16 protein-coding genes are annotated in these 15,111 nt (G+C 56.6%); 8 read left to right on the forward strand and 8 right to left on the reverse strand.

The features are described from left to right. Positions 1–38 precede the first annotated feature (38 nt). From L2Y97_RS07255 to L2Y97_RS07275, 5 genes are all read right to left on the reverse strand, one after another. Entirely contained in the window at positions 39–773 is a 735-nt protein-coding gene (locus L2Y97_RS07255) for an SDR family NAD(P)-dependent oxidoreductase (RefSeq protein ID WP_242558300.1), read from the reverse strand. 87 nt (positions 774–860) lie between these two features. Further along, entirely contained in the window at positions 861–1,916 is a 1,056-nt protein-coding gene (locus L2Y97_RS07260) for an aldo/keto reductase (RefSeq protein ID WP_242558301.1), read from the reverse strand. Between the two features lie 59 nt (positions 1,917–1,975). Continuing rightward, the gene (locus L2Y97_RS07265; protein WP_242558302.1) at positions 1,976–2,236 is read right to left on the reverse strand and encodes a DUF6506 family protein; all 261 of its coding nucleotides are present in this window, start codon (positions 2,234–2,236) and stop codon (positions 1,976–1,978) included. 26 nt (positions 2,237–2,262) lie between these two features. Further along, the gene (locus L2Y97_RS07270) at positions 2,263–2,856 is read right to left on the reverse strand and encodes a flavin reductase family protein (RefSeq protein WP_247434862.1); all 594 of its coding nucleotides are present in this window, start codon (positions 2,854–2,856) and stop codon (positions 2,263–2,265) included. Further along, positions 2,834–3,487, reverse strand: a complete 654-nt coding sequence (locus L2Y97_RS07275; RefSeq protein WP_242558304.1) for an NAD(P)H-dependent oxidoreductase — start codon at positions 3,485–3,487, stop codon at positions 2,834–2,836. The genes L2Y97_RS07270 and L2Y97_RS07275 overlap by 23 nt, the downstream gene beginning before the upstream one ends. 425 nt (positions 3,488–3,912) lie before the next feature. Between L2Y97_RS07275 and L2Y97_RS07280 the strand changes: the two genes are divergently transcribed. The 3 genes from L2Y97_RS07280 (at position 3,913) to L2Y97_RS07290 (ending at position 8,107) form a co-directional block, all read left to right on the forward strand. Further along, positions 3,913–4,761, forward strand: coding sequence for an SDR family NAD(P)-dependent oxidoreductase (locus L2Y97_RS07280; protein WP_247434864.1), 849 nt, complete (start codon positions 3,913–3,915; stop codon positions 4,759–4,761). Positions 4,762–5,100: 339 nt separating this feature from the next. Further along, a complete protein-coding gene (locus L2Y97_RS07285; RefSeq protein ID WP_247434881.1) occupies positions 5,101–6,489 on the forward strand; it encodes an aldehyde dehydrogenase family protein in 1,389 nt (462 codons plus the stop codon). A gap of 640 nt (positions 6,490–7,129) precedes the next feature. Continuing rightward, entirely contained in the window at positions 7,130–8,107 is a 978-nt protein-coding gene (locus L2Y97_RS07290; RefSeq protein ID WP_242558307.1) for an NAD(P)H-dependent flavin oxidoreductase, read from the forward strand. A 163-nt stretch (positions 8,108–8,270) separates the two neighbouring features. Here L2Y97_RS07290 and L2Y97_RS07295 read toward each other — a convergent pair whose 3' ends face one another. Both L2Y97_RS07295 and L2Y97_RS07300 read right to left on the reverse strand, forming a co-directional pair. Then, positions 8,271–9,191: a LysR family transcriptional regulator gene (locus tag L2Y97_RS07295; protein ID WP_247434884.1), complete on the reverse strand. Its 921-nt coding sequence runs from the start codon at positions 9,189–9,191 to the stop codon at positions 8,271–8,273. 114 nt (positions 9,192–9,305) lie between these two features. Next, positions 9,306–10,187 carry a LysR family transcriptional regulator gene (locus tag L2Y97_RS07300; RefSeq protein WP_242558309.1) on the reverse strand — a complete coding sequence of 294 codons (882 nt, stop codon included), beginning with the start codon at positions 10,185–10,187 and terminating at the stop codon, positions 9,306–9,308. Between the two features lie 142 nt (positions 10,188–10,329). On the opposite strand from L2Y97_RS07300, the gene L2Y97_RS07305 reads away from it, so the two are divergent. The 5 genes from L2Y97_RS07305 (at position 10,330) to L2Y97_RS07325 (ending at position 14,559) form a co-directional block, all read left to right on the forward strand. After that, positions 10,330–11,103 carry an SDR family NAD(P)-dependent oxidoreductase gene (locus tag L2Y97_RS07305; protein ID WP_247434887.1) on the forward strand — a complete coding sequence of 258 codons (774 nt, stop codon included), beginning with the start codon at positions 10,330–10,332 and terminating at the stop codon, positions 11,101–11,103. Between the two features lie 101 nt (positions 11,104–11,204). Then, on the forward strand, positions 11,205–11,669 hold the full coding sequence (locus tag L2Y97_RS07310) for a putative quinol monooxygenase (protein ID WP_242558311.1): 465 nt from the start codon (positions 11,205–11,207) through the stop codon (positions 11,667–11,669). Between the two features lie 121 nt (positions 11,670–11,790). Further along, positions 11,791–12,138 (forward strand): putative quinol monooxygenase, encoded by a 348-nt coding sequence (locus L2Y97_RS07315; RefSeq protein WP_242558312.1) that lies wholly within the window; start codon positions 11,791–11,793, stop codon positions 12,136–12,138. A gap of 39 nt (positions 12,139–12,177) precedes the next feature. Further along, positions 12,178–13,311: an NADH:flavin oxidoreductase/NADH oxidase gene (locus L2Y97_RS07320; protein ID WP_247434890.1), complete on the forward strand. Its 1,134-nt coding sequence runs from the start codon at positions 12,178–12,180 to the stop codon at positions 13,309–13,311. 267 nt (positions 13,312–13,578) lie between these two features. Further along, positions 13,579–14,559: an aldo/keto reductase gene (locus L2Y97_RS07325; protein WP_247434892.1), complete on the forward strand. Its 981-nt coding sequence runs from the start codon at positions 13,579–13,581 to the stop codon at positions 14,557–14,559. Positions 14,560–14,639: 80 nt separating this feature from the next. Here L2Y97_RS07325 and L2Y97_RS07330 read toward each other — a convergent pair whose 3' ends face one another. Next, positions 14,640–15,077 carry a cyclic nucleotide-binding domain-containing protein gene (locus L2Y97_RS07330; protein ID WP_247434894.1) on the reverse strand — a complete coding sequence of 146 codons (438 nt, stop codon included), beginning with the start codon at positions 15,075–15,077 and terminating at the stop codon, positions 14,640–14,642. Positions 15,078–15,111: the final 34 nt, after the last annotated feature.

Below are 15,111 nucleotides of genomic sequence, written 5' to 3' on the forward strand. Positions count from 1 at the left end.
CCATCGGCGATCGAATGCTCGATCTGGTACGGCGTACTTCAAAGGGTGTAGCCGCCGTCAGCTAAGAAGTCCGCACCGGTCACAAAGGAGCTTTCGTCCGAAATTAGGTACTGCGCCAGTGACGCGATGTCTCCCGGGGACCCCAAGCGGTTGAGGACGGCGTCCTTGGCTGCCTGCTGATTCATCTCTGGCGGGTTGGCGGCGAGGATGTTGGTGTCGATGAAGCCGGGCAGGATCGCATTGACGCGGATGCCGTACTCACCAAGTTCCGCGGCGGCTGTTTTGGTCAAGCCGCGTATCGCCCACTTGGTACCGTTGTAGGCGATACAGCCACGGATGCCACGGATGCCGCAGATCGACGAAGTGTTGACGATAGAACCGCCTCCAACCTTTTTCATCTCGGCAGCAGCGTACTTCATACCGAGAAAGGTGCCTTTCTGATTGATGGCGACCTGTCTGTCGAAGATCTCCTCGGTCGTCTCTTCCAGCGAGCCTGGCCGGTAGATGCCAGCATTGTTGATTAGCCCATCTAGGCGGCCGAAGCGTTCAATGGTGGTAGCGATCACTCGTTCCCAATCCAACGCGGAGGAAACATCGTGGCGCACAAAAATTGCGTGGCCGCTAAATGCTTCGACTGCCGATGTGCCGTTGACCTCGTCGAGGTCGGTGAAGACAACGTTCGCACCCGACTGCGCGAGCAGATCGGCTTCCGCTCGTCCGATGCCGTTGGCTGCGCCAGTAACAATAATGGTCTTGCCTTGTATAGAGGTCATGATTCGGATTCCCTTGCTGCAGCCATGCCCGAACCGTAGGCGACTCGGACACGGCAGAAGATATAGGCGAGATGCTCGTTACCGGTCTCAGGAAGTGCTAGCTGCCGACCACAGATCGACTGGGCCTAGCCTGTCGGCACCCTGGGTATTCAACATCCAGCCCGGGTACTCGGGCGGAAGTGCGCTGACTTCGTCGAGCTGGCGCAACTCATCCTCGGTCAGGATTAGGTCGATAGCTGCCAGGTTGTCCTGGAGTTGGTCCAGGCGCTTGGCCCCCATGATCACCGAGGTGACGACCGGCCGGGATAGCAGCCACGCCAAAGCGACGCGCGCCGGGCTGCAACCGTGGGCTTTTGCGATAGGCAGCAGAACGTCAATGATGTTCCAGGCGCGATCTCGATTGACGATCGGGAAGTCGAACTCAGAGCGACGCGAATCGCCAGGCTTCTGATTGTTGCGAGTGAATTTGCCCGAGAGTAAGCCGCCGGCAAGCGGGCTCCATACCAGCAGGCCCATCTTTTCTGCTTCCAGCAGTGGGCCGAGTTCTCGTTCGAGGTCTCGCCCGGCCAGCGAATAGTAAGCCTGCAACGTTTCGAAGCGCGCCAGATTCCGATGTTCAGAGGTCCCCAGCGAACGAGCGATCTTCCAGGCTTGCCAGTTCGAGACGCCGATGTAGCGGACTTTGCCTTGTCGGACCAAGTCATCAAGGGCGCGCAGCGTTTCTTCCACCGGCGTCACCATGTCGTTGGCGTGAATCTGGTACAGGTCGATATGATCGGTCTGCAGGCGCTTCAGGCTCGCCTCCACGGCGTCCATGATGTGCCCACGCGAGGCGCCCACGTCGTTGCGGCCTTCTCCCATTCGACTGTACACCTTGGTCGCGAGAACAAAATCTTTGCGCGCGATGCCAAGATTTCTGAAGGCCTGACCCAGCATCTGTTCGCTGGCGCCGGCGGAGTAGACATCGGCGGTATCGAAGAAGTTGACGCCTGCGTCCAGCGCAGCCTTGACGAGATCGTCGGCGTCTTTCTGTCCAGCGGCGCCGATGTGCTTGTAGATCCCGCTACCGTCACCGAACGTCATAGTGCCGAGACACAGTTGGGAAACGAGAAGGCCGGTGTTGCCTAGAGTCTTGTATTTCATGATGGATCTCCAATAGGAATGAAGTAGATGAAAAAAAGCTACCCGTAGAGTGGGATCTCTTACGGGTACGTCACGCGCCCGATCTCGCAGTCGGGGAAACGGCGACGCAGCTTTGTCGCCTCCTGCGCCGAGAAGCCGCCGCAAAGTTCGACAACCTGTGTACCTGCACCGGCAAGGTCGTCGATGGCAGCCAGCGCTTCGTCAAAGTCCTCCACACCGATGAATTTCGCGTCGAACGTAGGCGATTTCATGTGTGCTTTGTGCGTGTTCCGGCGGTAGCCGGGTGCCTTGATGATGAAGGCGTACTTGGTCTGATCCATATCCGAAACTCCAAAGGTGTAGGCATTTACAGGTCAACTTGGAATTGCTTCCAAAGCGTCATGCGGTCTCGCAAATCGAAGCGCTCCCCGTCGGCAGTGAACGTGCCGTCGCCGTGGTGATGCAAGAAGCGGCGTTCCTTGCGCGAATCGTTGGACCAGGCAGCAACAGCTTCAAGGATGAAAAGCTGATACTTGTCGACCAGTGTGTCGTCGTGCACGACGCATTCGATGTTGTAGAGGCAGTCGCTCAATAGCGGGGCTTTGACCTTCGCCGCTTTAGAGGTGGCCAAGCCGAAGTGTTCGAACTTGTCCACTTCCGCGCCACTGCAGTTTCCGACGTCAACGACGGTGCGCGCCAAGTCAGCACCGGGCACCGCGAGAACGCATTCGCCGGTCGCGCGGAGCGCAGTGAAGCTGTGATCCCAGGGGCCGACGACGCATCCGATCAGCGGTGGCGCGTGCTGAACCATCATGTGGAACCCCATGGTCATGATGTTGGAGCGTGCGCCATCGTTTGTGCAGACCATGACGATGGGGCCAGATTCAAGTATCCGGTAGGTCTTGGACGCTTCAAGACGGCGCATCGTGTTCCCCCGCTCAGGCAGTTTCTGCCTGCGCATGCCATGCCACCGTCTCTTCTCCGCCGTCCGCTGCAGGGATCGGGAAGAGCTGCGCCAGGTGTTCGCGAAGCCGCACGATGTCCTCGCCCACATGCGGGTCCTTGATGACGTTGAAGGACGAGAAGGAAGGGAGAACCTCTGCGCCGCAGAACCGGTAGTTGGCCGTGTTGGCGACCATGACGTCGTCGACGGACTTTCCCTCAAAAAGGTACTGGCCTTTGTCGTCAAAAGCGGCGCGCGGGGCGTTCCAGGTCAAGGACAGCATGTACTTCTTGCCCTGCATCAAGCCGCCAGTGCCGTACTGTTTGGAGGGATCGCCCAGGACGCGCCCATCGTTCACGATCAGAACTTTCTGCAGCAGTCCTGCCGTAAATATCTCGTCGGCATACTTCTTGTAGATCCAAGGGGCGCCAAACCAATGGATTGGGGTCTGCAGGATGATTACGTCCGCCCACAGATGCTTTTCGACTTCTTCTTGTACGACGTAGCCCTGCTCGATATTCGTCGTTCGGACCTCGTAGCCCCTGCGCTCCAACTCTTCCTGGATTACGCTGGCCATCGTCTTATTGAGCTCTCCCTTGGAGAATCCTTCATACAACTGAAATGCATTAATAACTAAGGCGTGTTTCATATCAATCCTCGATAGATGTGTTAGTTGAACCGGAGCGTGCGCGGGAGAGGTATCACCATTAGTCGCCCAAGTGGACTCGACATGTGGTGTCTCCTACCTCAGTAGCTGTGTTTACTATCGGGTAAAGCAGCGAAGTTGGGCTGTCTGTTCTTCCATAGTTAGTGCATAAAAATCCGAATTTTGACCCGGCAGATAGGTCGAGGCGAACAAACCAGTGAAGACTATCGTCTGCTACGAGCGTCAGGTGCGGTCCTGGGGAAGATTCGGACTTTTATGCATCATTAATCCCTGATCGTGCACCTCGATGGATGTGGTGGAGAAGATAATCAATCAACCTACGCCGCAAGTGCGGCCAGCAGCGACACTGCCGCACGGTGACCATTGCGGCTTGCATCGCTTTTTATCCATCCGCTTAGAGGATCATCATGAGTAAGAACGAGAAAACATGGCTTGTCACCGGTGCGTCAAAGGGCATCGGTCTGGCGCTTGTGCGCGAGCTTCTGAAAAGCGGCGCCAACGTGGTCGCTACGTCGCGTACATTGGCTTCGCTCGTCGATCTGATTGGGCCTGCGTCCGATACGTTTTTGCCCGTACAGGTCGATCTCGTCGATGAGCGCAGCGTGCAGGCCTGTGTAGCTCAAGCCATCGCCCAATTCGGGCGAATCGATGTGATTGTCAACAACGCAGGCTATGGTCTGCAGGGCACCATAGAGGGCATATCCGACGAAGAACTGCGTCGCAACTTTGAAGTGAACGTCTTTGCACCAGCACATGTCCTCCGCCACGTGCTACCTCATATGCGCCAGCAGCGCAGTGGACACGTCTTCAATGTCGGTTCGATTGCCGGCTTTCAGGGCGGGTATGCAGGGTGGGGCATCTACGCGGCTACCAAATTCGCACTTGCAGGACTTACGGAAGCTCTCGCGGCCGAAATCGCGGAATTCGGTGTCAAGGCAACCTTGGTCTATCCGGGGCCTGTTCGTACCGAGTTTCTGTCGTCCGGTTCGCTGGTAGTCGCACAGCACAGCATCCGGGAATATACCGCCGCGCAAACATTGCTCGACGTGCATCTGGATGAAATGGCCGGAAAGCAAGCGGGCGACCCGAACAAGCTCGCTTCTTTGATCATCCAGGCCGCAGGTGCGGCTGAGCCTCCCCTGCATCTGTTCGCGGGAAAGATTGCAAACGATCTTGCACTCCAGAAATTGGCAGCAGTGGAAAAGGATCTAACGGCCTGGCGCGAAGTATCTGACGCAACTGACTTCCCTGATTAAGTGCGGTGCATACGAGGGGCGGGCAGGCCTATTGGCGAGTCAAGGGGAAATATGCCCATCCCCAAGACCGTTGAAGATGCGGCGACATCTCTAGCGCCAACCCATCTCCAATGGCGCGTTGCGCCATCAGCCTTGTTATCTAGGCCCTTCCGTCGGTTTGAGTTGTGCCAGGTGCTATCCCCAACCTTGCCGCACCCATTGGCTGGTCCTTAACCGGAGAAAAACATCATGTCTCATGTCGAATTTTCCGCTGCGGCGACCGCACCGCGGCGTTATGAAGGGTTTGCGGATCAGTACATCTCAGGCCATTGGCGAACGGGTAGGCTTGGCACTGTGCGGATGGATACCGATCCTTATACAGGCGAAACCTTGGTTGAAATCCCAAACGCCAACGCCAGCGATCTGGATGAGGCCTATCGCGCAGCAGAGCAGGCCCAACGTCAATGGGGTACCGCAACGCCGCACGAGCGGGCCCGAGTCCTGACCCGCGCTGCGGACATCATGATTTCCCGGCACGAAGAAATCGTGGATTGGCTTATCAGCGAGGCGGGCAGCACCCGAACCAAGGCTGAAATGGAGTGGCAGGTCTCTGTTGGAATCACCCAAGAAGCTGCGACCTTCCCATACAGGACCGAGGGACGTCTGTTGCCCATTGATGCGCCTGGCAAAGAGAGTCGCGCGTATCGTCAGCCTCTCGGCGTGGTGGGAGTGATCAGCCCTTGGAACTTTCCTCTCTATCTAACCCAGCGGTCAGTGGCGCCGGCGTTAGCTCTGGGAAACGCTGTTGTTGTGAAGCCTGCCGAATATACCCCTGTCACTGGGGCTTTGCTGCTGGCGAAGATCTTTGAGGAAGCAGGATTACCCGGTGGCCTGCTCAACGTCGTCATTGGTCCATCCGAAGAGATTGGAGATGCTTTTACTTTGCATCCCGTACCCAGAATGATCTCTTTTACTGGCTCGACGCGGGTTGGCAGGCGGGTCGGGTCTCTCGCTATGACTGGGCCACGGATAAAGCGCGTTGCGCTTGAGCTAGGCGGTAACGCGCCGCTCGTTGTGCTTGATGATGCCGACTTGGAGCATGCTGTTCGTAGCGCTGTCGTCGGGCGATTCTTGCATCAAGGTCAGATATGCATGAGCTCGAATCGAATCATTGTCGACGCAAGGGTGCATGATGAATTCGTGGAGCGATTTGTTGAGCACGTCAGGACGCTCAAATATGGCGACCCGCGCGACCCGGCTGTGGCGATTGGGCCGGTGATTAGCCAAAAGCAGCTCACCGCGCATCTTGCCATGCTGAAGCTCGCCCAAGATACCGGCGCTAAGCAGCTACTGGGAGGAGATGCTCAAGGTCTGGTGCTGCCACCCCATGTATTCGTCGATGTCAATAACGACTCCGCCTTTGCTCAAAGTGAAATGTTCGGCCCAATCGCGCCGATTATCAAAGTTACCGGCGACGAGGAAGCTTTGCGCGTCGCCAACGAGACGGAGTTCGGATTATCGTCCGCAGTGTTCACTCAAGACCAAGATCGAGGAGTCCGGTTCGCACTGGGCGTCGAAGCAGGAATGACGCACATCAACGATCATAGTGTTGACGATTCACGCTCAGGCCCCTTTGGCGGCGAAAAGAACAGCGGTCTTGGGCGCTTCGGTGGTGAGTGGATTCTCCATGAACTAACAAGAGACCACTGGGTCACGATCCAGCACAACAAGGGAACTTACCTGTTCTGACAAGTGATTCGGTCTATAGGGACTTCCTGAAGTCCCCTGGCAGACCTAATGTATAGATGGCGGTAGCCATGGATAGATTCACAGGGTGCTGTCGTTATCGAACCCGCCGCAGTTCCTCGCGGCGGTTTTTTTTTCGTACAGTCTCCGCAGACACACGTCTGCTTTTGACCAACCACGCCAGCTTATGCGGATTGTAGACCGCGTACCGCAGCGTGAGCGCCAGCGCGTTGTGGGCCAGCGGTCACATCCCCCGCCCGCACTTTCCAGACTTACTGATACGGCACGAAGGCTGTCCCGTCCGAGCAGGTGTGCGGGATGTTGGTCGCGCGGGTTGCCATATTTGAGCGTGCTAACGTGCTGGGCACTTCTCGGCAGAGATTCTCCTATCTAGATTCATTTTTTTATAAATGACTTACTGAAGACGGATCAGAGCCGCTTGCGCCCCAAGCATGTTCAGTCGATAGAAGAAAGATCGTCTGGGATATCGAGAAGTCGCTTGTTAAGAAAATCAATAATAGTGTTTTATCCGACGGGCTAATTTTTTCCGTCTTCACTTGGCGTAGCCTCTCGTTCAAGGCTCATCGATCATCCGAAGCGCCCAATTTTTTTGCTTTTACTGAATCCACACTGGAGCGTCGCCATGCATATCAATCGCATCTGTAAAATTCTCGGAATCGAAAAGCCGGTTATTCAGGCTCCTCTCTCATGGTTGACTGACGCGCGTCTAGTCGCGGCTGTTGGCAATGCTGGTGGCCTGGGAGTCCTCGGCCCCAATGCAGGCTTAACTGCCGAGACCGCAGTATCGACACCGGACGAGACCGCCGAAAAGATGCGCGACGAAATCAGAAAAACAAAATCGCTCACAGATAAGCCGTTTGGCGTTAACTTGATCCCGACGCCGGGGAACGACATTTGGACTCCGCATATCCTGAAAGTGATGAAGGAAGAGGGTGTCAAAGCGACCCTATATACCGGCTACGGTGAAGGAGCGGTAATTCCAAAATTGTTTGACGAATTAAAGGAGGCCGGGATCAAAATCATCTACCGCGACCTTAACCCTACGCCGGAAAACACTCGACTCGCCGAGAATGCTGGTGCTGATATTATTGTCGCTACTGGTTTTGACGAAGGAGGTACTCTGCCTGGCACGGCCCTTGGCACCTTCTCTATTGTTCCACTGATCGTCGATGCGGCAAGAGATGTACCCGTCTTGGCCGCCGGTGGGATCTCCGACAAGCGCACGGCTCGGGCAGCGCACGCCTTGGGTGCCAGTGGAGTTTCCGTGGGTTCCGCGTTTATTGGCACCGTGGAAAGCCGCGTTCCTCAATCTGTAAAGGACAAGATTGTCTCTTCCAACGGGCTTGATTTGCTTCTCTTCCGCACAATGCCTGATTACTACCGATCCCTGCCCGGAAAACTGGCGCATAAATTAGTAGAGTTGGATAAAGCGGGCGCCAGCAACGAAGAGCTTGGCAAGCTGATGGGCGGGCTGCGTGGTTTGCGAATTGGTATGCTGGAAGGCAATACTGACGACGGCTATATTTCGCTCGGAACAGGTATTGGAAACATTCGTCGCATCAAGACTGTTGCCGAAGTGGTGGATGAGCTGGCCGTATAACTCATTCGCCTCTTAGGGTGAATTATCCGATCTGACGTTCCTCATTACTGGAATTGCGAAATTAGCTTTCGCTACCAATTTTCACCCCGTCTTCTAACGCACTCGCTAGGAGGCGGGGCAAAGGGGCTTGGGAAGTTAAGACAAGTCTAAGGGTATCGAGCGGCTAAGTTTGACTTTCTATCCAAGTATCGTCGATGCTCGCAAATCTCTCCGCTAACCAGTTGAAGAAAATTTGAATGTGAGGTGCTAAATGGCTGCGTGTCGGATAGATAAGCGATATAGGGCGGGGCGCCGGTTTAATATCCTCAAGAATCGCAACTAGTGCACCGCTGGCAAGATGTTTATCGACGGCTATGCCGGGGGCTTGGATAATGCCGAATCCCGCTAAACCACACCGAATATACGCTTTCGACTCGTTGGCGCTTATGCTTCCGCGGCCGGTATAGGTACGATCTTCTCCGTTAATACTGAAGTTCCATGGCAATGGGCGGTTGCTCATGCCAGATACGAAACTTACGCTTCGATGGCTCGGAAGATCCTCGATTGAGCTAGGGTTTCCGAACTCCGCAAGATAGCTTGGCGACGCGCAAGTCACCATTACCGCGTTGCCGATCCTCCGCGCCACCATGCTGGAGTCTCGTAGTTCGCCGATTCTCAATGCACAGTCCACCCCTTCAGAAATCAAATCGACCGCACGGTCAGTGACCCCCAGAATGAGCTCAATACCAGGGTGAATTTTGTGAAATTGCATTAATAAATCTATGAACTTCTGCTGTGCGAGTGCGGCAGATATATTTAAGCGTACCCTGCCTGTGGGCGGGGCGCCGGAAGTACCGAACATCGTCGAAATCTCTGATACGCTCCGAAGAATCTCTTCGGCTCGTTGGTAAAAGCTCTCGCCTTCTTGGGTGAGGCTGACCTTTCTTGTCGTTCTCTGGAAAAGTCGGACGCCGAGCTTATTTTCAAGCTCTTGAATCGCCACCGTCACTTGAGGGCGACCAATTTCCATCGCATCGGAGACCTTTGTGAAACTTCCGAGCTCTGCCAATTTCGAGAACACACGCATTAATTGAATAAATTCCATCCGTCTCTCGCTTTTTTTCTAGAGCAAAACAAGGTGATCTGCGGCACCCGATTCCATTAGATTGCTTGAACTGGTCCATCTCGCGGTATCGACTCCTGCATTCCGGTTTTTTCCTCACGCCTTCATGATCTCAACCAACGCTCTAAGCCCCGCTGATTGATGTTTGCGGCTGGGGAAATAGAGAAACACGCTTTCGTCGATGGTGCACCAGTCTTCGAGGCAGCGGCGCAGTCGGCCATCGTGCAGATACGGTGCGGCGCGATCCTCCCATATGTATGCGAGGCCCAGCCCCCTTGCCGCCGCATCCGCCATCAACTCCTGGCTATCGACCGTCAGGGGACCAGCGACCTCGACCTTCACTATCTCGCCCTCCTTGGCGAACTCCCAATTAAAGGTAGTCCCGCTCGGAAAAGCATATCGAATGCAATCGTGGTCATGCAGATCGTGAGGTGCCATGGGAGGTGGCTTCCTCTCGAAGTAGCTTGGTGAACCGACTACGGTAAATCGAAACTTTGGCTTGATTCGCACCGCGATCATGTCCTGCGACAGGCGCTCACCGAAGCGAATACCTGCATCAAAACCTTCCTGCACGATATCGACTAATGCGTCGGTGGCAACGATTTCCAACTTCAGCCCAGAGTTGGCGGCCAAGAGTTCCATTGCGTCACCCAACACATAGGGCGCGATCGAGTTTGGAACATTTAACCTGATAGTGCCGAACGGTGTGGCACGGAACGAGTTCAACCCATCCAAGGCGCTCCGCATGTCAGCTAGTGCTGGCTGCAACCGGGCATGCAGCGCTTCGCCTGCTTCCGTCAGAGACACGCTGCGCGTGGTGCGATGAAAAAGACGCACACCCACGCGGCCCTCAAGGCTGCGTATCGAATGACTTACCGCCGAAGCGGACGTCCCTCGTTCCGTAGCTGCTTGGCGGAAGCTCAGGTGCCTTGCGACTGACGCAAATACGGCCAACTCGGCGAGTTCTGCGTTCTCCATTGGTGAGCCTCATTCATCATCGTAACAAATATTGGCTACTTTATCATATCAATCAAACGCTCCAGAATACCGTCAAAGAAATGAGCAGGAACCCCAATATCTCGCTTCTTTACGGTCTAACCATTTGAATCTGGAGAAAAAAATGAGCATTAAAGTCTCGCCCCGGACGCTTTCCGGGAAGGTCGCGTTGATCACCGGCGCAAGCTCCGGTATCGGCCGAGCTACTGCCATCGAGCTCGCTCGCCGTGGCGCCAAAGTGGTCGTCAGTGCGCGACGTCGTCCTGAAATCGAAGCGCTCGCGGCCGAGATCCGGAACGAAGGCGGTGAAGCGACGGCCGCTGTTGCCGACATCAACATCGAGCAGGACGTGATCGATCTAGTCACCACGACGATCTCGACCTATGGCCGGATCGACGTCGCTTTCAACAATGCTGGTACCGAAGGCGAGTTCACGCCGTTCGTGGAGCAGTCGAACGAGGTCTACGACACGATCTTCAATGCCAACGTCCGTGGCGTCTTCTGGTCGATGAAGCACGAGGCGAAGGCCATGCTGGCGCAAGGCGGCGGCACCATCATCAACAACGCGTCGATGGGCGGCGTGATTGGCTTTGCCAACGCTGGTCTCTACATCGCCAGCAAGCATGCAGTACTGGGGCTGACCAAGACCGCATCGATCGAATTGTTCAAGCAAGGCGTGCGCGTCAACGCCGTTAATCCCGGAATCATCGACACGCCGTTCCAGGACCGCATCTGGCCGAGCACTGAAGCGAAGGACGCTTTCGCGGCCTCGACCGTTCCCGGTCGGGCAGGCTTGCCGGAAGAGGTAGCGACCGTGGTGGCGTTCCTTGCTTCCGATGATGCGTCGTTCGTGTCGGGCCACGGCCTGCTGGTCGACGCCGGCTATTCGATTGCCTGATCGAAGACGACCTGCCAGACATCCGGCGTGTCCATCCCGATTACAACGTCATCCCGTGCCGGGATAAGCCGCGGAATACTCAAACCTTTTAGGAGAATCTGATGAATCACTTCAAGAAGTACATCCTTGGCGCTTTCGTCGCCGCAACGGCAATCATTTCGTCGCAAAGCGCGTTGGCCCTTGATATCAAGGCAGGGCCTACCGGCGAAGTTGCTCTCGTCGTCAACTTCGACGTGAAGCCGGGCGCCGAAGCTGAGTTCGAGAAGGTTTTCCAGCGTTCAGTCACTTGCTCCCGCCTGGAACCTGGCAACGTGACTTTCAATGTCCACAAGGTCCTCGGCGCCGAGCGTAGCTATGTTCTCTACGAGATCTGGCGCAACAAGGAGGCTTTGGACAGCCACTTCGAGCGTCCCTATACCAAGGCACTCTTTGCGATGTTCGAGCGGAACCTGGCGCGTCCGCTCACGGAAGGAGCGGGCGGCCTGCACTTCGTCGCCGACCTCGCCCCGGCGCCGCGCCCAGCGCCTGCGACGACGGACCCCACCTCTGTCGCCGAATGCCGTTGAGCTCAGGAGACGAGCGCACCCGGGAAGCTGGATACACCCACGCGCGCTGCCCTGACTAAAGGCTGCAGGATGCCGCTACTTGGAGGCACGCAGCGTAATTCTACTGATTCGGAAGAAGATCATGACCGCACAATCCACGCGCGCCACACCGGTGCCGACATACGGCGTACAACTCACGCTCATCGCATTCATTCGAGCCAAGCCCGGTCTCGGTGACGAACTGGGACGCCGTCTCGGCACCCTGGTCGAACCCTCGCGCGCCGAGGCTGGCAACATCAATTACGACCTGCATCGCTCGAATGACGATCCGGATGTCTGGGTGCTCTACGAAAACTGGAAGGCAGAAGCTGATCTGACGTTGCATTTCGAGCAGCCCTACATGAAGGCATTCGTCGCGGCACTTCCCGAAGTGCTGGAAGGTGAAATGGATCTGCGCCGTTGCGCAATGGTCACCAATATCGCCGGATAACCGACGCAACTTAAAACCTAATTAAAAAGGATCGGAAAAGTGAAGCTCTTCGAACCTGTTGCGCTGCGCGACGTGACACTGCGCAACCGTTTGGTCGTTTCTCCGATGTGCCAATACTCGGCGCAGGGGGGCTATGTTAACGATCATCACCTCATCAATCTCGGGCGATTCGCTATGGGCGGCTTTGGCCTGATCATGGTCGAAGCGACGGCGGTCGTTCCCGAGGGCCGTATCACCCATGGCGATCTCGGCCTCTGGTCGGACGATCACATCCCCGGCCTGCGGCGCATTGCGGAGGCGCTCAAGATGTACGGCGCCGTGGCAGGCATCCAGATCGCGCATGCCGGACCGAAGGCGGCCAGCCAGCGGCCTTGGCAAGGCAACGGCGCCCTCGATGACAGCGACTTCCAGCGCGGCGAGCAACCGTGGCCTGTGGTCTCTGCCTCCAACAAGCCGTATGCCGATGGCTGGTTAAAGCCTACGGCTTTGACAAACGCGACAATGGCCGAGGTTAAACAGGCTTTCGTCGATGCGGCGCGACGTGCCGACGCAGCTGGCTTCGATGTGATCGAGGTGCATTGCGCGCACGGCTACCTGCTCAACAGCTTTCTGTCGCCTGTGACCAACGACCGAAAGGATGAGTACGGCGGCGATCTCGAAGGCAGAATGCGTTTTCCCTTGGAGGTCGTACAGGCAGTGCGGGCGATCTGGCCGGAGGATAAGCCGCTCTTCGTGCGGGTCTCTGCCGTCGATGGCCTACGTGAGGGCATGTCTATCGAGGATACGATAGTCTTTGCCCGTCGTCTCAAAGCGCTCAGCGTAGACATCGTCGACTGCTCGTCGGGAGGTATCGCCCCGCGCTACGAGTACCCGTCGAGCTATGGCTACCAGGTTCCCTACGCTCAGAAGGTGCGCAGCGAAGTAGGCATCGGCACCGCTGCGGTCGGTCTGATCATCAATGGTCGTCAAGCGGAAGCTATCGTGGAAAGCGGCCAGGCAGATCTTGTCGCGATCGGCCGAGAGGCGCTGGCCGATCCGAACTTCGCTCTACATGCCGAAGCCGAACTTGGCACTGTTGACCCCAAAGCCCCATTCGCCTCGTGGCCCACACAGGTTGCCTGGTGGCTTCAGGGGCGGTCGGTACAGATCCAGACATTCAGTGGGCGGTCGTGAACAACGGCATGCGCACTACGGCCGATACGAGTACTACCTTGCGAAGTATCGTGGCTGCGTTGCCGTCCCCGTCGATTGCATGAAACGTTCCTAGACGGACACCGCATTCGTCCAGGAACGGATCATGTCCACTCGGCCGATCTGATGCGTGAGGTCTTTGAGCACTTTTCGCGCGCTCCTTTCGGGAACTGCGCTTGATCAACCCCTGGCGTCCAGGCGCGGCCTGACTAGTCATCTAAGGCGCCACACATCTTTAAGGATACAGATATGGAGTACGTGAAATTCGGCAGGACGGGAATGGAGGTGTCGCGCTTGGTGCTCGGCTGCATGAGCTTTGGCGATGCTTCGCGCGGCGATCACGCCTGGACACTGGACGAAGCCGCCAGCCGGGAGATCATTAAACAAGCGCTGGAGGCTGGCATAAATTTTCTGGATACGGCGAATGCCTACTCCGATGGTACGTCGGAGGAAATCATTGGCCGAGCGATCAAGGACTACGCTCGGCGCGACGAGATCGTATTGGCAACGAAGGTGTTCATGCGCATGCACGCTGGCCCGAACGGTGCCGGACTGTCACGTAAGGCGATCTTCGCGGAAATCGACAACAGCCTGCGACGGCTGGGCACTGATTACGTGGATCTGTACCAGATCCATCGCTGGGATTTCGATACACCGATCGAAGAAACGCTGGAGGCCCTGCACGATGTGGTGAAAGCAGGTAAAGCTCGATACATTGGGGCGTCTTCCATGGCGACATGGCAATTTGCCAAGGCAGTCTACACTTCTCGCCTCAATGGATGGACGCCCTTCGTCAGCATGCAGAATCACCTGAACCTGTTGTACCGCGAGGAGGAGCGCGAAATGCTGCCGTTCTGCCGCGATCAGGAGCTGGCGGTAATCCCATGGAGTCCCTTGGCGCGCGGTCGTCTCACTCGGGCATGGGATGAGACCACCAGTCGACTGGAGACCGACAAGATCGGACGATCACTCTATGTCGAAAGCGACGCTCAGATCGTTGAGAGAGTCGGAGCAATCGCGCAGGCGCGCGGAATTCCTCGAGCTCAGGTCGCGCTCGCCTGGCTACTCCAGAAACCGGGTGTCACGGGACCGATCATCGGCGCCACCCGCGCGCAACACCTAGTGGATGCCGTCGCCGCGCTGTCGGTGAAACTGACCGATGAAGAGATCAAGGACTTGGAGGCTCCATATACACCTCATGAAGTCAGCGGCATTACGGTGATCAGGTAATTTGCGAGCGAGGACGAGACAGCTAGCTGAGGACATGAATTCAGCCATCTGGCTGCTGTGCGGCCTATGGCTGCTGGGATCTATAGGTGGGGTGCTACCGGCCCGAACAACATCCTGTAGTAGGCCTTGCCATCGCGCAGATGCGAGTCGAATGTGAAGTTCTTTGCCAACATAATGTCCATGTCCTCGCGGGTGATCCGCATAACGTAGCTGTGTTCAGTCGTGACTAGTCGCCAAGTGCCGCTGGCTTCGTTCGCACTGAACCACTTTCCTGGATCGGCATGGCCGGCCGGGTGCGAGTGGCCGTTCTCCTCCAACTGCCAGCGTCCGTCGAGCAATATCCAGATCGAGTCATCGGTCATCGCAGAATCTCCTGGTCCGGATGCGATGACTGTTCCTGGGGCGGTCTCCCATTCGCGCGAATGATCGATTGTCCAGCGTAATTGCGATGTGTTGAGCGACGTGAAGAACGGGGTATGACGCAAGAGGTGCAAGTAGGTGACGGAGGGCTTCATCATGGAGGCGACCTGGGTGGTGTGGCACGGTGCCACG

The sequence above is a fragment of the Luteibacter aegosomatissinici genome (assembly GCF_023078495.1).
Lineage (GTDB): Bacteria > Pseudomonadota > Gammaproteobacteria > Xanthomonadales > Rhodanobacteraceae > Luteibacter > Luteibacter aegosomatissinici.

Coding starts and splice junctions, on each gene's coding strand:
- L2Y97_RS07255 (WP_242558300.1), bottom strand. CDS start 773: ATGACCTCTATACAAGGCAAGACCATTATTGTTACTGGCGCAGCCAAC.
- L2Y97_RS07260 (WP_242558301.1), bottom strand. CDS start 1,916: ATGAAATACAAGACTCTAGGCAACACCGGCCTTCTCGTTTCCCAACTG.
- L2Y97_RS07285 (WP_247434881.1), top strand. CDS start 5,101: ATGGATACCGATCCTTATACAGGCGAAACCTTGGTTGAAATCCCAAAC.
- L2Y97_RS07300 (WP_242558309.1), bottom strand. CDS start 10,187: ATGGAGAACGCAGAACTCGCCGAGTTGGCCGTATTTGCGTCAGTCGCA.
- L2Y97_RS07325 (WP_247434892.1), top strand. CDS start 13,579: ATGGAGTACGTGAAATTCGGCAGGACGGGAATGGAGGTGTCGCGCTTG.
- L2Y97_RS07270 (WP_247434862.1), bottom strand. CDS start 2,856: ATGCGCAGGCAGAAACTGCCTGAGCGGGGGAACACGATGCGCCGTCTT.
- L2Y97_RS07280 (WP_247434864.1), top strand. CDS start 3,913: ATGAGTAAGAACGAGAAAACATGGCTTGTCACCGGTGCGTCAAAGGGC.
- L2Y97_RS07315 (WP_242558312.1), top strand. CDS start 11,791: ATGACCGCACAATCCACGCGCGCCACACCGGTGCCGACATACGGCGTA.
- L2Y97_RS07330 (WP_247434894.1), bottom strand. CDS start 15,077: ATGATGAAGCCCTCCGTCACCTACTTGCACCTCTTGCGTCATACCCCG.
- L2Y97_RS07290 (WP_242558307.1), top strand. CDS start 7,130: ATGCATATCAATCGCATCTGTAAAATTCTCGGAATCGAAAAGCCGGTT.
- L2Y97_RS07310 (WP_242558311.1), top strand. CDS start 11,205: ATGAATCACTTCAAGAAGTACATCCTTGGCGCTTTCGTCGCCGCAACG.
- L2Y97_RS07305 (WP_247434887.1), top strand. CDS start 10,330: ATGAGCATTAAAGTCTCGCCCCGGACGCTTTCCGGGAAGGTCGCGTTG.
- L2Y97_RS07275 (WP_242558304.1), bottom strand. CDS start 3,487: ATGAAACACGCCTTAGTTATTAATGCATTTCAGTTGTATGAAGGATTC.
- L2Y97_RS07265 (WP_242558302.1), bottom strand. CDS start 2,236: ATGGATCAGACCAAGTACGCCTTCATCATCAAGGCACCCGGCTACCGC.
- L2Y97_RS07295 (WP_247434884.1), bottom strand. CDS start 9,191: ATGGAATTTATTCAATTAATGCGTGTGTTCTCGAAATTGGCAGAGCTC.